The 17,638-nt window shown below is 64.4% G+C and carries 14 protein-coding genes and 1 riboswitch; of the genes, 5 read left to right on the top strand and 9 right to left on the bottom strand.

The window, feature by feature from the left end:
• The first annotated feature begins 241 nt into the window (after positions 1-241).
• Together P775_RS17120 and P775_RS17115 are read left to right on the top strand one after the other, a co-directional pair.
• Positions 242-1,447, top strand: coding sequence for a BaiN/RdsA family NAD(P)/FAD-dependent oxidoreductase (locus P775_RS17120; RefSeq protein WP_099912115.1), 1,206 nt, complete (start codon positions 242-244; stop codon positions 1,445-1,447).
• 181 nt (positions 1,448-1,628) lie between these two features.
• Positions 1,629-2,318: a hypothetical protein gene (locus P775_RS17115; protein WP_099912114.1), complete on the top strand. Its 690-nt coding sequence runs from the start codon at positions 1,629-1,631 to the stop codon at positions 2,316-2,318.
• A 137-nt stretch (positions 2,319-2,455) separates the two neighbouring features.
• On the opposite strand, the gene murD is transcribed toward P775_RS17115, so the two are convergent.
• The 9 genes from murD to mraZ form a co-directional block, all read right to left on the bottom strand.
• Positions 2,456-3,883, bottom strand: coding sequence for a UDP-N-acetylmuramoyl-L-alanine--D-glutamate ligase (gene murD / locus P775_RS17110; protein ID WP_099912113.1), 1,428 nt, complete (start codon positions 3,881-3,883; stop codon positions 2,456-2,458).
• Between the two features lie 335 nt (positions 3,884-4,218).
• The gene (locus tag P775_RS17105) at positions 4,219-5,445 is read right to left on the bottom strand and encodes a Coenzyme F420 hydrogenase/dehydrogenase, beta subunit C-terminal domain (protein ID WP_245875738.1); all 1,227 of its coding nucleotides are present in this window, start codon (positions 5,443-5,445) and stop codon (positions 4,219-4,221) included.
• A 193-nt stretch (positions 5,446-5,638) separates the two neighbouring features.
• Positions 5,639-6,721 (bottom strand): phospho-N-acetylmuramoyl-pentapeptide-transferase, encoded by a 1,083-nt coding sequence (gene mraY / locus P775_RS17100; protein ID WP_099912112.1) that lies wholly within the window; start codon positions 6,719-6,721, stop codon positions 5,639-5,641.
• Positions 6,722-6,754: 33 nt separating this feature from the next.
• Entirely contained in the window at positions 6,755-8,191 is a 1,437-nt protein-coding gene (locus tag P775_RS17095) for a UDP-N-acetylmuramoyl-tripeptide--D-alanyl-D-alanine ligase (protein WP_099912111.1), read from the bottom strand.
• Entirely contained in the window at positions 8,188-9,672 is a 1,485-nt protein-coding gene (locus tag P775_RS17090; RefSeq protein WP_099912430.1) for a UDP-N-acetylmuramoyl-L-alanyl-D-glutamate--2,6-diaminopimelate ligase, read from the bottom strand. Before P775_RS17090 ends, P775_RS17095 begins: the two co-directional genes overlap by 4 nt.
• Before the next feature lie 44 nt (positions 9,673-9,716).
• Positions 9,717-11,504, bottom strand: coding sequence for a peptidoglycan D,D-transpeptidase FtsI family protein (locus P775_RS17085; RefSeq protein WP_099912110.1), 1,788 nt, complete (start codon positions 11,502-11,504; stop codon positions 9,717-9,719).
• Positions 11,501-11,851: a cell division protein FtsL gene (gene ftsL / locus P775_RS17080; RefSeq protein ID WP_099912109.1), complete on the bottom strand. Its 351-nt coding sequence runs from the start codon at positions 11,849-11,851 to the stop codon at positions 11,501-11,503. The genes P775_RS17085 and ftsL overlap by 4 nt, the downstream gene beginning before the upstream one ends.
• Positions 11,851-12,864 (bottom strand): 16S rRNA (cytosine(1402)-N(4))-methyltransferase RsmH, encoded by a 1,014-nt coding sequence (rsmH, locus tag P775_RS17075; RefSeq protein ID WP_099912108.1) that lies wholly within the window; start codon positions 12,862-12,864, stop codon positions 11,851-11,853. Before rsmH ends, ftsL begins: the two co-directional genes overlap by 1 nt.
• 3 nt (positions 12,865-12,867) lie before the next feature.
• Positions 12,868-13,374 (bottom strand): division/cell wall cluster transcriptional repressor MraZ, encoded by a 507-nt coding sequence (gene mraZ, locus P775_RS17070; RefSeq protein WP_099912107.1) that lies wholly within the window; start codon positions 13,372-13,374, stop codon positions 12,868-12,870.
• 777 nt (positions 13,375-14,151) lie between these two features.
• Positions 14,152-14,362: riboswitch (cobalamin riboswitch) on the top strand.
• Between the two features lie 142 nt (positions 14,363-14,504).
• Here mraZ and P775_RS17065 point away from each other — a divergent pair.
• From P775_RS17065 to P775_RS17055, 3 genes are all read left to right on the top strand, one after another.
• On the top strand, positions 14,505-16,331 hold the full coding sequence (locus tag P775_RS17065) for a TonB-dependent receptor plug domain-containing protein (protein WP_180287483.1): 1,827 nt from the start codon (positions 14,505-14,507) through the stop codon (positions 16,329-16,331).
• Between the two features lie 100 nt (positions 16,332-16,431).
• Positions 16,432-17,412, top strand: coding sequence for a FecCD family ABC transporter permease (locus P775_RS17060; protein WP_099912429.1), 981 nt, complete (start codon positions 16,432-16,434; stop codon positions 17,410-17,412).
• Positions 17,409-17,638: ATP-binding cassette domain-containing protein (locus P775_RS17055; protein WP_143520941.1), on the top strand; the 230-nt coding region annotated here is incomplete at its 3' end. The genes P775_RS17060 and P775_RS17055, both read left to right, overlap by 4 nt.

Here is a 17,638-nt window from a genome sequence, read left to right as displayed (position 1 = left end):
AAGCCGCGTTCTTCATCTGCTTCCAGATCCGCATCTTCATATTTCAGCCTCTTGCACGGGCCAACGGCCAAGGCACCTTGGCGCAGCCAGAGGCAGGCCACGCGCACCGCAGGCCGCCAGACGGACAAGAGTCGCAGGACGTCGCGCGCACGCGCTCGCTCAGGCCCCGCGCGCTCACAATTTCGCGCCGCGCGCCCACCTGCCCCTTGCACACGGCCGCAGGGCATGGCTAATCGGCACCATGAACGTGACCACCCTCATCCTGGGCGCCGGGGCAGCCGGCCTGATGGCAGCAGCCCATGCGGGCCCCGGCACTTTGCTGATTGATCACGCCCGCGCCCCCGGAGAAAAGATCCGGATTTCTGGCGGCGGGCGCTGCAATTTCACCAATATGCACAGCGATTTCAAAAACTTCCTGGGCGAAAATCCGCATTTCCACAAATCCGCGCTCAGCCGCTACACCCAGTGGGATTTCCTCGACCTCGTGCAACGCCACGCGATCCCCTGGCATGAAAAGACGCTGGGCCAGCTGTTCTGTGACCGCTCGGCCAAGGATATCGTCGCCATGCTGCTGGCCGAAGCTGAGGCCGCGCGCGCCCAGCTCTGGCTGCAGACCCGCATCAGCGATCTGCGCAAGACAGAGGACGGCTTTGCCGCCACCCTCGAACGCGACGGCAAAACCACCAACGTCACCGCGCAGAATCTGGTAGTCGCCACCGGGGGCAAGTCGATCCCCAAAATGGGCGCCACCGGCCTCGCCTATGACATTGCCCGGCAGTTCGGCATGGCCATGACCGACACCCGCCCCGGCCTCGTGCCGCTCACCTTTGCCGAAGACCGCTTTGTCCCGCTGGCCGGGATCGCCACCCCGGCGCGCGTGACCAGCGGCACCACCCATTTCGACGAGGCGCTGCTGTTCACCCATCGCGGGTTGTCGGGACCGGCGATCCTTCAGATCTCAAGCTACTGGCGGGAAGGCGGGGATATCGCCGTCGACCTCTTGCCGACCACCCCGCTGGCGCAGATCCTGCGCGACAAGCGCCAGACCGAAGGCCGGCGCGCCCTGACCACGGAACTCGCCCGCCACCTGCCTGCGCGCCTTGTGGACCACCTGGCCCAGAGCATGGATTTCAAAGGCAACCTTGGCGATTTGTCCGACACGCGAATCGACGCGCTTTCGGACGCGCTCAGCCGCTGGATCCTGACCCCCGGCGGCTCCGAAGGCTACCGCACCGCCGAAGTGACCCTGGGCGGCGTCGACACCAACGGTCTGTCCTCGTCCAGCATGATGTCCAAGACCGTTCCGGGTCTCTATTTCATCGGCGAAGCGGTGGATGTGACCGGATGGCTGGGCGGCTACAACTTTCAATGGGCCTGGTCGTCGGGCCACGCAGCCGGCACAGCGATTCGAACAGCGATTCCCAATGCGGGCGACCGTCGCAGCTAGCCCATCTGCAACAGACCACCCTCACGGCGGAAAGCAGCCGAATCTGCAGCAAAGTGCTTCCACGGGGCCTTGATTGCTTCAGGCTGCTCAACCGTTTGTGAGCATTCTCACACCTCACCCAACTTGAAAAATCATGGAAACGTCATAAAGTAGTCCACTAACTGTTACAGATGGCGTCTCCATGGCTTTTGCTGACCACCCCACCCTGCACCCGCTCAATCTGCGGCGCTCGATCGAAGCACATGTGCCGCGCAAGGCCATGCGCGACTGGTGGAACCGCGTCCTTTATGGCCCCGATGCCCCAAGGTCGGATGAATGCATCTATGTCCGGCCACGCGATGTGAACTTTCACTACACGAGGGGCAAGGAAGGCCGCAGCCTGCGACGTCAGCAAAGTGGACGCATCGTGGATGGCGACTGGGACCTGCAACGCCAGAGGGTTGAAAGCTATATAAAGTACGACAGCTGCAGAATGCACTTTATCGACGGCGTCCCGTGGGAGCAGACGCCACAGGTTCAGGAGATGATCCGCCAGGTGGCCGAAGGCCGCACTCCGGACGCCTGCACCAGCAGAGAGGACGTCATGGCCCGCTACGCCGGTCTTGATCGTGTGTTCGACGAGGTTCAGCGCCTTGGCCGTCTTCTGACGCGGGCGGAAATGCCGGAGTATTTCCGCCGCGAACATGGCGGCATCCTGATCCACGTGGGCCGCGACGGCACATTGCTGCGCGCGAGCGGCGGCATCCACCGCTTTGCGATTGCCAAGATTCTGGACCTGCCTGAAATACCGGCGCAGCTGGGCGTCGTGCATCCGCAGGCGATCTACATGAACCTGCTGGCGCCTTTGCGCAAATCCATCCACGACAGCTGACCAAGTCCACCTCTGGTCTACACAGGCCACCCAGCCCTCAAAGCGCCCTGCGACGTCTGAAGCGGCAGAGCTGAGTCAACAACTCCGCCTCTCAGACGCGCGATGTGGCCCGCGCAAGGGGGATGGCCTGATGACTCTCAGCTTTCAGTCGAAACCTCCTGGCTCAGGCCGAGCCCCTCGCGCACCCGCGCCATGAAATCATTACCGCGCTGCTCGAAATTGTCATATTGATCAAAGCTGGCCGTCGCCGGAGCCAGCAGGACCACATCCCCCGGCTCGGCCTCTGCCATCGCATGGGCCACGGCCACCTGCATCGTGGTGCAGATCTCTGCCTCTGTCCCGCCAAGGCCAAGCGCAAACCCCGCGGCCTCGCGCCCGATGACATAGGCCTTGCGCACATTGCCCAGCCCCGGTGCCAGCCCGTCCAGCCCACCGTCCTTCTGCAATCCGCCACAGATCCAGCGAATGTTGTCAAAAGCCAGCAGCGCCTTCACGGCCGAATCGACATTCGTCGCCTTGGAATCGTTCACATAGCTCACGCCACCCGCCTCTGCCACGATCTGGCTGCGGTGCGGCAACCCGCTGAAGCTGTGCAGCGCCGCCTCGATCTGCTTGGGTCCCATGCCCAGCGCGCGACACACCGCAAAGGCGGCGCAGGCGTTCTGATGGTTATGCGCCCCCGGCAGCCCCTTGATGCCGCGCAGATCGACAGAGGCCACCTGCCGCCCCTTGCGCCATTCACTCAGGAATCCCTTGCGCGCAAAGACATCCCAGCCCGGACCACCCAGCTTCTGACCCGAAGAGATGCGGATCACCCGGTCATCCCCCGGCCCCTCGCTCAGCTGATTGGCCATATATTGCCCCTCAGCCTCGTCGACGCCGATCACCGCGCGGTCGGGGCCGCCTTCGGCAAACAGCCGCCGCTTGGCCGCGAAATAGCCGCCAAGCCCTGCATGCCGGTCCAGATGGTCGGGCGAAAGATTGGTGAACACCGCCACATCCGGCGTCAGGGACCGGGCCAGATCGGTCTGATAGGAACTCAGCTCCAGCACCACGACACCCGCCTCTCCCGGCGGGTCGATGTCCAGCACGCCCCGGCCGATGTTTCCCGCCAGCTGGCTTTCCCGCCCCGACTCGCTCAGGATATGATGGATCAGCGCAGAGGTGGTGGATTTGCCGTTCGACCCGGTCACCGCCACCACGCGCGGCAGCACATCATACTGATCCCAGTCGCTCAGGGCGAGCGAGCGGAAGAACATCCCGATATCATTGTCAACCGGCACCCCCGCCGCCCAGGCGGCCGAGATCACCGGATTGGGCGCCGGATAAAGATGCGCAATACCCGGGCTGACCACCAGAGAGGCGATATCGTCAAACGCCCCGGCGCGGGTCAGTTCGCGCACCGCAAAACCCTCGGCCATGGCACGTTCGCGCGCCTCTGGGCTGTCATCCCAGCAGACCGGCACGGCATCCCCCGCAACCAGCGCCCGCGCCGCCGCAAGCCCAGAGCGTCCCAGCCCCAGCACGGCCACGTTCTGACCTTCAAATCCCTGAACCGGTATCATGTTGCCCCCAAAGAAAACCTGCGCCAGCGCTATCCGATCCCGCCCTCCCTTGCCAGAGCCTCCCCGGTTTCATCTGCCCAAAAATATCCCGGGGGAGTCGCGCCCGCGCGACCGGGGGCAGAGCCCCCGGACCCACGTCTCATCCGCCCCGGCGCGACGGGGGCAGAGCCCCCGGATCCACGTCTCAACCTCCCCGGCGCGACCGGGGGCAGAGCCGCCGGTCACCTCTCGACTGACCCAAAGCGGTGAGGGCAGCACCTCCGCCCCCCTCTCATCCGCCCCTGCATGAGCAGGACAGCGCCCCGAAGCCCGCCTGCAAGCGGCACACCCTAACCTCAGTCCCGCCGTTCACCCTCACCCGGGACCAGCCCATAGCGTGCCGCCACCCGCCAGACATGGCCCGGCACCATGTTCTTGATCCGCGCCGGATAGGCCCGGCGCAGATGCAGGATCGTCTCTACCGCCTTCATCTCGACCCGCGCCCGGGCGAACTCCAGACCCCGCGGCCCGACCCGCGGCTGCAGAAACGACACCACCGGGCGCAGCCAGTCCGGCATCCGCCGCAAGGGCATCCCCCCGGCGGCGCGCTCGGTATTGGCCATGAACCCCTTCACCGCCCCCTCGCGCTTGCCCTTGTCGCTCAGCGCGCCAAAGACCACCCGCTCACCCAGCAGGTCCAGCACCTTGGCGCCCCGCTCGTTGCGCACGATCAGCCACTGATCCCCATCGCCGCCCATGTAGCCCACGGTGATATCCGCCAGCCGGTTGGTGTAATCGACGCAGGTCTTGCAGGTCATCGGAAAGAAGTCTGCCGGCAGATCGGAAATCGGCAGCGACAGGAACGGCACCAGCCGCCGCTTGCGCCCGTCGTCAAAGCGCAGCTCCACCTTGAAATCCGTGCGAAACTCCAGATAGGAAATCGTCTCGGGCCGCGAGTCCAGCAGGCTCAGGAAATGGTGGAAATTCTCGGTTGTGGTGTTGTCCGAACAGGGTGTACCGATCACCGTGATCGCCTCGAACCCCAGCTGCGCCTCCAGCGCGCGCAGGGCATAGACCTGACAGGGAATGCCCACCACCGCGATGCGCTTGTACCCCGCCGCCGCCGCAGGCTCCAGCAGCGCCAGAAGCGGGCCAAATCCCATGCGCATGCCCCGGCAGCGGGCCATCTCGTCCGGGTCGGTCACGATCACCGGCAGCGGCTTCCAGCGGTCTTCGGGGTCCGGCGCGGTGGCCAGCACCGCCTCCACCGCGCCGCTGCGCAACAGCGCCTCGGCCAGTGCAGTGGTCAGCCCCGTCCATTGCGCGCCGCTGGCCGCAGGCACCAGCCGCGCGCGGTGCATGGCCAGCGTCACGCCAAAAAATGCCTCATCCCCCTGACCGGGGTCGGCCACCCGCCCGTGAACCCGCGCCTCAAGCCCCGGATAATCCGGCTGGATGAACTGACAGGCCGCGCCGCAGCCCTTGCCATCGCCCATCCGCGACACACCGCAATCGGTGCACAGCCCCGGCCGCGCCGCACCGGTGATCACCGGTGCCTCTATTCCTATGGTCCCGTCCCGCACATCTGCCTCCTGCCCATCCTGAACAGAACACTAGGGGACGCAGCGCAAAAAGCCAGATCTGCGCAACCGCACGCCAAAACCCCGGCAGGCATGTTACAGCCCGCATGCAGGCAGAGGTGGCAGAGCCCCTCTGGCAGAATGATTCACACCCCCTCAGCGGCGCTCAGATCACGCCAGTGCGCGCATGGACAGATCAGCGGACCTTCAGCGTCGCAAGGCCAATGATGGCAAGGATGAGCGAGATGATCCAGAACCGGATCACGATGGTCGGCTCGGCCCAGCCCTTCTTTTCATAGTGGTGATGGATCGGTGCCATCAGGAACACACGTTTACCCGTGCGTTTGAAATAGAGCACCTGAATGATGACCGACAGCGCCTCGACCACAAACAGCCCGCCGACAATGCCCAGCACGATCTCGTGCTTGGTCGCGACCGCAATCGCACCCAGTGCCCCACCCAGAGCCAGAGATCCGGTATCGCCCATGAACACCGCCGCTGGGGGCGCGTTATACCACAAAAAGCCCAGTCCCCCGCCGATAAGCGCCGCCGTAAAGATCAGGATCTCGCCCGTGCCCGGCACATAATGCACATCAAGGTAGTCGGAAAAGTCGACCCGCCCCACCGCATAGGCGATCACACCCAGCGTGCCAGCCGCAATCATCACCGGCATGATGGCAAGGCCATCCAGACCATCGGTCAGGTTCACCGCATTGGCCGACCCGACGATGACGAACATCGCAAACGGGATAAACAGCCACCCCATATGGATCAGCGTGTTCTTGAACACCGGCAGCGCCAGCTCGTTGGTCAGCTCTGCGGGATGATAGACAGAGGCCCAGTAGGCCGCGATCCCGGCAATCAGAAAGCCCAGCAGCAACCGCACCCGCCCCGACACCCCGGCCGAGCTTTGCTTGCGCACCTTCGCGTAATCATCGGCAAAACCGATGGCGGCAAAGGACATGGTGACAAACAGCACCATCCAGATGAACGGATTGTCCAGCCGCGCCCAAAGCAAAGTCGAGGTCAGCAGCGCGCCAACGATCAGCAAACCACCCATGGTCGGCGTACCGGCCTTGATGAAATGCCCCTCGGGGCCGTCGGACCGGATCGGCTGACCCTTGCCCTGACTGCGGCGCAGCACGTTGATCAGCGGCAGACCAAAGATGAACCCGAACACCAGCGCGGTGATAAAGGCCCCGCCGGCACGAAAGGTGATATAACGGAAAAGGTTGAAGAAATCTCCGCCATCCGACAGTCCGGTCAGCCAGTACAACATGTCGCTTGTCCTTGTTCAGGTCTTTTTGCGCCCTCAGGCGTCAGCCAAGCCCGCGCCTTGGCGCATTTTGCGGATCGCGTCAACCACACGCGCCAAACCCATGCTCAACGATGCCTTGACCAGCACAACATCGCCTGCGTCCAGATCGTGGCGCACCGTTTCGGACATCTGAACGCTGGTTTTTGTCCAGCGTCCGCGCTTTTCGATCGGCAGCGCCTCGTACAGGGTGTGCATCAGCGGACCCACGCAATGCACAACGTCGATCTTCTCCATCGCCACCTGCTCGGCCAATTGCGCATGCAGTGCTGTCTCGGATTCGCCCAGCTCTTTCATGTCGCCAAGATAGGCGATACGGCGGCCCTTGCTGACCCGGCCAAGGTCGTTGTGCACCTCAGCCGCCGCCAGCACCTCCAGCGCCGCCGCCATCGAGGCGGGATTGGCGTTATAGGCATCGTCGATCAGCTCAAAAGTCATCTGGGTCTCGACCGCATCCATGGCGATGGTCTCGCGCATGCCGCGCCCGGCGCCCGGTTGCCAGCGACCCAGATCCGCCAGCGCCGTGGCACGGTCCAAGCCCAGCGCCCAGGCCGTGGCGACCACACCCATGGCGTTCACCGCAAAATGCCGCCCCGGAACCGAAATTTTGTACAGCACCGGCGTGCGCCAGGCCCGCCCCTGCACCACGGTGGCCTTGTCCCCGATCCGCAAGGTGCTGACCCGGTGATGACAGCCGGCACTTTCGCCAAAGGTCACGACCTTGGCACCCTTGGCCCGCGCCGCGTCGATCAGAATGTCCGACGTGTCCAGATCGCCGTTCAGAATGGCCACGCCCTTCGGCTCCAGCCCCTCGACGATTGACGCCTTTTCCCGCGCGATGCCCGCAAGGCCATCAAAGGCCGCAAGATGCGCCGGGGCCACGATGGTCACCAGCGCAACATGCGGGCGCGCCATGCGGCTCAGCGGCGCAATCTCTCCGGGGTGGTTCATGCCGATCTCGATCACCGCGAAATCAGAATCCTGCGGCATCCGCGCCAGCGTCAGCGGCACGCCCCAGTGGTTGTTATAGCTCGCCTCGGCGGCATGGGTTTTCCCCTGCCCGCTCAGCACGGTGCGCAGCATCTCCTTGGTCGAGGTCTTGCCAACCGACCCGGTCACCGCAACCACCCGCGCCTTGCAGCGCGCGCGCGCCGCCACGCCCAGCGCCTCAAGTCCGGCCTGCACATCCGCCACGATCAGCAGGGGCGCATCGTCGGGCACGCCCTCGGGCACCCGCTCGACCAACGCCGCCGCCGCCCCGGCCTTCAGTGCCTGCGCAACAAAGTCATGCCCGTCGCGCGCCACTTTCAGCGCCACGAACAGATCGCCATACATCAGGGTGCGGGTGTCGATGGACACGCCCGACGCCACCCAATCCCCGATGGCACGCCCCCCGGTGGCCGCTGCGGCCTCGGCTGCGCTCCACAAACTCATGCCATGTTCCCATCCAGCGCCGACACGGCAAGGCTCGCCTGTTCGGCATCGTCAAAGGGAAACACCGTATCGCCCACGATCTGGCCGGTCTCGTGCCCCTTGCCGCAGATCAGCAACGCATCACCCGGCCCCAGCGCGTCAACGCCGCGCAGGATCGCCTCGGCCCGGTCACCGACTTCCATCGCTCCCGGCGCACCCTCCATCACGGCGGCGCGGATCAGCGCAGGATCTTCCGAACGCGGATTGTCATCGGTCACAATGACCTGATCCGCCGCCCCCATGGCAGCACTGCCCATCAGCGGGCGCTTGCCCGGATCGCGGTCGCCCCCGGCGCCGACGATGGCCACCAGACGGCCCATCACATGCGGGCGCAGTGCACGGATCGCCTTGTCCACCGCATCGGGCGTATGGGCAAAATCCACATAGACCGCCGCACCGTTTTCGCGGGTCGCCGCCAGCTGCATCCGCCCCCGCACGGTGTTCAGGAACGGCAGGGTGTCAAAGACACGGTCAGCATCCGCGCCGCAGGCAATGACCAGCCCCGCCGCCAGCAGCACGTTTTCCGCCTGAAAGCCGCCGATCAGATCCAGCCGCATCTGGCGCACGCGGCCATCCCAGCGAACGCGCACCTCCTGCCCGGTGGCATCATAGCGTTGCGCCATCAGGCACAGATGCGCGCCCTCTGCGGTGCCGACAGTGATCAGCCCTTGCCCCCGCGCCCGGGCAATGGCCGCCATGTCGATGCCGCGCGCATCGTCAATGTTGACCACCGCCACGCCATCCTCGGGCAGAACCCGCGCGAACAGCCCCGCCTTGGCGGCAAAATAATCCTCAAAGCTCGCGTGGTAATCCAGATGATCCTGAGTGAAGTTGGTGAACCCCGCCGCACGCAGCTGCACTCCGTCCAGACGACGCTGTTCCAGCCCGTGCGACGACGCCTCCATCGCGCCATATGCGACACCCGCCTCGGCGGCCGCGGCCAGCAGGCGGTGCAGGGTGATCGGCTCGGGCGTGGTATGGCGCAGCGGCGCCTGCCAGTCGCCCTCGACCCCCGTGGTGCCGACATTGACCGCCCTCAGATCCAGCTCCTGCCAGATCTTGCGCACAAAGGTCGCAACCGATGTCTTGCCGTTTGTTCCGGTCACCGCCACCATGGTTTCGGGCTGCTCGCCGAACCACAGCGCCGCGGTAAAGGCCAGCGTCTGGCGCGGATCTGCGGCAATCACCAGCGCCGCTCGCGACGCCGCCAACTCCGTCCGCGCAATGCGCGCCCCGTCGGCGTCCGTCAGGATCGCCGTCGCGCCCAGGCTCAGCGCGTAATGGATAAAGGTCGCGCCATGAATGCGCGTGCCCGGCAGGGCGGCAAACAGATAGCCCGGCTTCACATCGCGGCTGTCCACCGCCACGCCCCGGATCTGCGCATCGCGTCCTGCCCGGGCGGTCAGGCCCAGCTGGCTCAGTGTCTTTACGGTTTCGCCCATGAAAGGCCCCCAGCCTTTGATCTGCGTCACACGCGCCGCCCCCTTCAGTTGCGGGACAGCACGATGCCCGCTTGTTGCATCGGTTCCGCCTCGGGACGCAAGCCCAGAAGCGGCGCAATCCGGCCGATCAGCTCGGCGGCAACGGGCACAGCCGTCCAGCCGGCAGTGCGGCGCGGCTTGTCACCGCTGTTGTCGGACGGCTCGTCCAGCGTCAGGATCAGCACGTATTTCGGATCCGTCGTCGGAAACATCGACGCGAAGGTCGCGATAAGCTTGTCCTTGTAATAGCCGCCGCCGTTTTCCTTGGGTTTGTCGGCGCTGCCCGTCTTGCCGCCCACCGAATACCCCGGCACATCGCCAAAGCTCGCAGTGCCATCCGTCACCACCTTGCGCAGCATCCTGCGCGCCGCCGCCGTGGTGGTTTCGGACATGATACGCTCGCCCAGCTGCGGGTTCTTTTGCTTGAGCAGCGTCGGATGCACCACATGCCCGCCATTCGCGATGGCGGAATATCCCGCCGCCAGATGCAGCGGTGAGGTGCTGATGCCATGACCATAGCCAACGGTCACGGTGCTCAGATCCGTCCATTTCGCAGGAATCAGCGGCTTGCCGCCGGCCGCCTCGACAATTTCCAGTCCGGTCGGCACGAACAGACCCATGGACTTCAGGAACTCCTGCTGGCGCTGCGGGCCGATGGCCAGGGCAATCTTGCCCGTGCCTCGGTTCGAGGAATGCTCGATGATGCCTTCGACCGTCAGCTTGCCATAGTTCTTGCCGTTGAATTCGCCAATCGAATGCCCCCCCACCCGGAACGGCGGCGAGGTGTCGATGATTGTCTCGGGCGTGACCAGCCCCAGCTCTAGCGCCTGCGCGACCGCAAAGATCTTGAAGGTCGAGCCAAGCTCATAGACCCCCTGCACCGCACGGTTGAACAGCGGGTTGTCGCCCGGCCTGCCCTTCGAGGGATTCGACGGACGGTCGTTGGGGTCAAAATCCGGCAGGCTGGCGATGGCAATCACCTCACCTGTGTGCACATCCATCAGCACCGCCGCCGCGCCCTTGGCATTCATCAGCCGCATGCCGCCGCCCAGAACCTGCTCCATCGCCGCCTGAATCGTCAGATCAATGGACAGCTCCAGCGGCGCGCCTTCGCGGGCCGGATCACGCAGTTCCTCGTCAAAGAATTTCTCGATCCCTGCCGTGCCGATCACCTCGGCGGAATGCACACCTTCGCGCCCGAAACTCGACCCGCCCAGCACATGCGCGGCCAGATGACCGTTGGGATAAAGCCGCATCTCGCGCGGGCCGAACAGCAGCCCGGGCTCGCCGATGTCATGCACTTCCTGCTTCTGCTCGGGCGACAGCTTCTTGCGCACCCACAGGAACTTGCGCGGGCCGGTGAAATCCTTGCGCAGCCGCTCCTCGTTCAGCTCGGGAAAGATGCGGACCAGCTCCTTGATCGCCCGTTCGCGGTCGACCATCTGCTGGGGATGCGCATACAAACTATAGGTGTCCATGTTGGTCGCCAGAATGCGGCCCCGCCGGTCAACGATATCGGCGCGCTGCGCGATGATCGACCCACCGGCCACCTGCGCGCGCGGCTCGGACGGTTCTGAATTGGCCAGAACCCCCATCTGCACCCCGATGACGACAAAGGCGCAAAAGAACATGACACCCAGCACCAGAAGCCGCCCCTCGGCGCGGCTGCGGGCCTTGTCGCGCATCTGTTCATGCCGGATGCGCAGATTTTCGCGTTCGATCGCGTCGGGGTTTTCGCCCTTTGCACGGGCTTGCAGAATACGCGCCAGCGGGCGCAAGGGGGTGCGGATCATGGCTGTTGTGCTCCTGATCTCTGATCTTCAGCTTCATCTTCAACGGGGACGGGTTCCGGCTCGGGCGGATAGACGACCTGATCCACCCGTCCGAAATGGCTGGGCCGCAGCGGCAGCAGCCCCAGACGTTCGAAATTGGTATCGGCCAGATCGCGCAGCCGGTCGGGCCGGTTCTGATAGGCCCATTCCGCCCGCAACACCGCCAGACGTTCGCGCGCAGCGCCGATGTCGCGCTGCAGCTTCTGCACCTCGCCCAGCGCATCCTGGGTCTTGTAGTTTTCCTGATAGGCCCAGAACGCCAGTCCGATCATTCCCAGAAACGTGGTGACATACAGCAGGGAACGCATCAGCGGCCGCCCTTCGACCGCGCCGTGCCATCGGATTTCGACAGCATCGGCATGGCGATGGATTTGGCGTCGATCTCGCCCGAGGGCGCATCGGTGCGCCGCGCCAGCCGCATCTTGGCAGACCGGGCGCGCGGGTTTTCGTCCAGCTCTTCCGGATCCGGCCCCACCGCCTTGCGCCCGATCAGCTCGAACTGCGGCGGCTCGGTCTCAAGCACGGGGGCAAAGCGGTTGGCATTTCCGGTTGCACCCGCCCGCGCCTGCAGGAACCGTTTGACCATCCGGTCCTCGACCGAATGAAAGGTGACAACCGCCAGCGTGCCGCCGGGCTTCAGCGCGCGTTCAGCGGCCATCAGCCCCGCAAACAGCGCGCCATATTCGTCATTCACCGCGATGCGCAGCGCCTGAAAGCTGCGCGTTGCCGGATGGCTCTGCCCGGGTTTCGACCGGGGCAGGCAGGATTCGATCAACCCGGACAGCCGCAAGGTCGAGGTGATGGGCGCATCCTCGCGCGAACGCACAATCGACTTGGCAATGCGGCGCGACGCGCGTTCCTCGCCATAGACGAACAGGATCTCGGCCAGCGCCACCTCGTCCAGCTCGTTCACCAGATCCGCCGCCGACGGGCCGTCCTGACTCATCCGCATGTCCAGCGGACCTTCCTTCATAAAGGAAAAACCGCGCTCGGCCCGGTCCAGCTGCATCGAACTGACCCCAAGGTCCAGAACAACACCATCGACCCCGGTGGCAGCCTCGTCCATCTGCGCGAAATTGCTCTGCACCAGCCGCAGCCGGTCGCCATACTCTGCCACCCAGGGCGCGGCCATCTCATGCGCCAGCGGGTCACGGTCGATGCCGATGACCTGCGCCGCCCCTGCCTCAAGCAATCCCCGCGTATAGCCGCCCGCGCCGAATGTGCCGTCGATCCACACACCCTCTACAGGGGCGACAGCCCGCAAGAGCGGGCGCAGCAGGACGGGAACATGGGGGGCTTTTTCGGGGGTCTTCTCTGTCATCGCTCAGTCGTCCAACTTCACGCCATCCAGCAAGCTGAGCGGATCAAAATCATCGGGCAACCCGTCAAGCCATTCCTCGGTCTTGGCGACCTCTTCGGTTTCATAGGTCTCGGGTTTCCAGATCTGAAAGGTGTCGCCACTGGCGATAAAGAAGGCCTCGCCCTCAAGTCCGATCTTCTGGCGCACCTTGATCGGCAGCACAAGCCGGCCGGTTTCGTCCACACTGGTGGTGTGACTCTGGCCGGTGAACAACCGCTCCAGCATCTTGCGCTCCATCGAGCCGCGCGGCAGGGCGTCGATCTGGTCTTCGACCTCTTCCATCGCCTCGATCGTGTAGCATTCCAGGAATTTGCGGCGGTGATCGCCATAGACGATGACCAGCTCGGGGTTCAGGCCCTCGGTCCAGTTCGGATCGGACGCTTCAAGCACACGACGGAAAGAAGCCGGGATCGACACCCTGCCCTTTCCGTCTACCTTGTGCTGGCTTTCGCCTCTGAACCTGCGACCCACTGCCCCGTGTGCCCTTTTTGCCTGCCCCCTGAATATGAAAACGCCGGGATGATCCGCTGCCACTGATCAACCCGGCGTCTCTGTCCCGCTTATGCGGGAGTGACCAGCTACGCGCGCCATCTGGGGGGATGTCTGCTCGCTCGCGCGCTGGATCTCGTTTCTTACGATGAAGTCCGGGGCCTGTATGAAACCTGCCGAATTTTTTTGCTTTTATGGTCTTGGGATTGTGCGCTGGGGCTCTTGATGGCCCGCTGTCTTCCCCGTCCCTCATCGTGTGCCTTATGGATGACATGGGAATTCATGGTAATCAACTGGTTTCTACACCACCCCATGGCATAGATCCGCCGAGAGCCTGCACAAAGACGTGCAACCTAGAGGTGGTACGGGGACAGTTATCGGCTAATTGGTGAGGTTAATGCCTCACTAACACAAGATGTGGTAACTCAATCGCATTTGTAAAATTTCACACAAACCTCAAAAAAAATTATGCAGCGGCGCCTGAAAGGGAGCTTACCTAAGGATAACTCTGCCTAAACATGATCGAATCGATCATTTCAAGCTATTTATTAACCATTTGATTCGCTTTCGCTACGCTTTCCGCCTCTTGCCCATGAATTCCCGTGAGTTCCATCCATTCCCACGCGAAACCACCACCAGGCTCTCAGAGTCCGGCAGACTGTCACGGTGATGTCACATATCTGGCCGGATCCGGCGAACGGCACTGGGCCGCACCGGGCAGCACACCGATTGAAGCCTTGATTTCGGCCCGCACCCCCACTACCCATTCCCTGCCTTGGTCCGGATGGCGACATCCGGTGAATAGGGAACGTGGTGCGTGCGGCTCAGGCCCCGTGCAAATCCACGACTGCCCCCGCAACTGTAAGCGGCGAGCGGTGCCGGAACATGCCACTGGGGCTCAGACCCCGGGAAGGCCCGGCCATCGCAGCGACCCGCAAGTCAGGAGACCTGCCAAGGTGATCACCCTACCCCAGCGCGGGGCGCGCACGGGTTACGGTTCTCCGTAGTGGTGACGATTTTCACCGTTTGCGGAGGGGTTCCCCTTTCCAATGACACCAAGGACGAGTCTCAAGCCCCGCCACACCTGCGGGTATGATCTGGAAAGGATCACCATGTCCCACCTTCTGCGTGGCGCCTCGCTCTTTGCGCTGGCGGCTTTCCCTGCCTCCATCGCCCCCGCCCAAACGTTCGACCTCGACCAGATCACCGTCTACGCCAACCAGAGCGATCTTCCCGTGTCGCGCACCGGCACCACAGTGGACGTGGTTGATCAGGACGCGCTGGACACCGCACCGCAAACGCGGCTCTCGGACTATCTGTCGACCCTGCCGGGGATCAGCGTCACCTCCAACGGTGGCCTCGGCACCACCACCACCCTGCGGATGCGCGGACTGCCCGGGTATTATGTGCCCGTACTGATCAACGGGATCGACGTGTCGGATCCCTCCGGGCCCCAGACCAGCTTTGACTGGTCCAACCTCGTGATGGGAGACATTTCCCGGGTCGAGGTGGTCAAGGGATCGCAATCCGCGCTCTACGGCTCTGACGCGATCGGCGGCATTGTCGCCATCACCACAGCGCTCGCGCCGGATGAACCGGGCACCGAAACCACCCTGCGCGTCGAGGCCGGCAGCAACAAGACCCGCCGCAGCAACCTCTCTGTTGGCACCGCGACCGAACGCGCAGGCCTTGCCTTCAGCATCGCGCGCGCCACCAGCGACGGCTTTTCCAGCCGCGAAGGGGACGGGTTCACCGAAGCCGACGGATACACCGGCACCCAGCTCAGCTTTGACAGCTATCTGGACCTGACCGATTCCCTGCGCGTCGGCGTGACCGCCTATGCTCTGGATGCAAAAGCCGATTATGACACCGGCCCCTATGGTGTCGTGCCCGAAAGCGGCCTGAACGAAACCGAAACCCGTGCCATCCGGGCTTACAGCGAACTTGACGCCGGGGGCATCACGCACAGCTTTGACGTCACCCGCTACCGGATCACGCGCGATCTGAGCGCAGATGGCACAACCACCCGCTACGACGGCGAACGCGACTCCCTCACCTACAAGGGCACAACCACGATAGATTCGACGACGCTCAGCTTTGGCGCTGACTGGACCCGCGAAGGCAAGAACGACGCAGATGACAGACGCGTCACCGGAGTCTTTTCCGAGGTGCTGTTCGCCCCGCGCGGCGACCTCGACCTGTCCCTGTCGCTGCGCCACGATGAGGATTCGGATTTTGGCGGTCACAACTCCCTGCGCGCCGCGCTGGCCTGGCGCCCGATCACGGATCTGACCCTGCGCGCCGTGCTGTCCAACGGCTTTCGCGCGCCGTCGCTTTATGAACTTTATGATCCGACCTATGGCAACCCGGGTATGGATGCCGAAACCAGCCGCAATGCGGAACTGGGAGTGGAAAAACTCTTTGGCTACGGCGCCTCGGCGCAGGCGACACTGTTCTACACCGAAATCGACAACCTCATCGACTACAACTTCACGACCAACCGCTACAGTCAGGTGCCGGGAACCACGGTTTCGAAGGGCCTCGAACTGTCGGGCCGCTTGCCCCTCACCGATCGCGCCACCCTGATCGGCGCTTTCACCTATACGGATTCCCGTGACCGCAACGACGATCCCTCCGCGCGTGTACCGCGCTATGACCTGTCCCTTGGTGTCGATGCCCGGCTGACGGACAAGCTGCGCGGCATGCTGAACGTCAAACGCATCGCCGATGTACCGGACGACTACGGTCCGACAAGCATGGATCCGGATGTCCCGGTAAAAGACTACACCCTCCTCAGCGCCAGCGTCGATTATGCAGTCACTGACAAGGTCAGCGCCTATCTGCGCATCGAAAACCTGACAGATGAACAGTATCAGGTGATCCCGGGCTATCAGACCTCGGACCGGGCCGCCTATTTCGGCGTTGTCGCCACGTTCTAAGGCGCACCGCCCCACAGAACCCCGTCGCGGTGCCCGCAGCAGTGATCCCGGGCGCCGCAGAATTTTCCCAAGGCGCTGCCAAAGCAGATAAAGCATGGACATGAAACTCGCCCTGATCCTGTCGGCCCTGCTCGCGGTGCTGTTCACCGCCTCGCTCTGCCTTGGCAGCGTCGGCCTCACGCCTGTGATCGCGCTCAGCGCACTGCTGGGCTGGGGCGATCCGGTGCATATCCTCATCCTGCAGGAAATCCGCCTGCCCCGCGCCCTGCTCGCGGCGATGGTCGGCGGCTCTCTGGGCCTCTCGGGTGCTGCGATGCAGGGCTATCTGCGCAATCCTCTGGCCGAACCCGGCCTGATCGGTGTGTCGGGCGCCGCTGCCCTTGGCGCTGTCATCGCGCTGCAAACCGGCATCGCCGCGCTGTTCACCCTCGCCCTGCCCCTCGCCGCGCTGCTGTTTGCGCTGGTCGCCGTGGGTCTGATCCTGCTGCTCGCCGGGCCGCGCGGCGGCTCGATGACCCTGATCCTTGCGGGCATCGCCATGTCCGCCCTCGCCGGGGCGCTCACCTCCCTCGTGCTCAACCTGTCACCCAACCCCTATGCCGCGTCCGAAATTGTCTTCTGGATGATGGGTTCCGTGGCTGACCGCTCCATGAGCCACGTCGTCCTCGCCCTGCCGATCATGCTGCTGGGCTGGGCGCTGCTCGCCACGCTGGGCCGGGGCCTTGATGCGCTGACACTGGGCGAAGACGCGGCCGAGGCGCTGGGGATGTCCATGCGTGCTCTGCGCCTGCGCCTGCTGATCGGCATCGCCGCCGCCGTGGGTGCGGCCACCGCCGTGACCGGCGCTGTCGGCTTTGTCGGCCTGATAGTGCCGCATCTGCTGCGCCGCCTGACCGGCGGGCGTCCCTCGGCCCTGCTCTGGGCGTCGTTCCTGGGCGGCGCCTCCATGGTGCTGGCGGCGGACATCGCTGTGCGGCTCATCCTGCCCTCACGCGATCTGAAACTCGGCGTCGTCATGGCCCTGATCGGCGCCCCCCTGTTCCTGCACCTTATATATAGAACGCGGAGAGAGCTGCCATGACCCTGCTGCACCTCTCTGATCTGACGGTCACGCGCGGGCAATGCCCGGTGGTGGACCGCGTGTCGCTGACCATCGCGCCCGGCGAATGCGTCGGCCTGATCGGCCCCAACGGATCGGGCAAGACCACGCTGATGCGCGCCGCCCTTGGCCTGCTGCCCCACACCGGCACCAGCTCGCTTGCCCGGATGCCGCCGCGCGCCCGTGCCGCACAGGCCGCATGGCTGCC

The sequence above is a fragment of the Puniceibacterium antarcticum genome (genome assembly GCF_002760615.1).
Lineage (GTDB): Bacteria > Pseudomonadota > Alphaproteobacteria > Rhodobacterales > Rhodobacteraceae > Puniceibacterium > Puniceibacterium antarcticum.
Note: the sequence above shows the minus strand (reverse complement) of the source record. Positions and strands in the feature narration are given on the sequence as shown.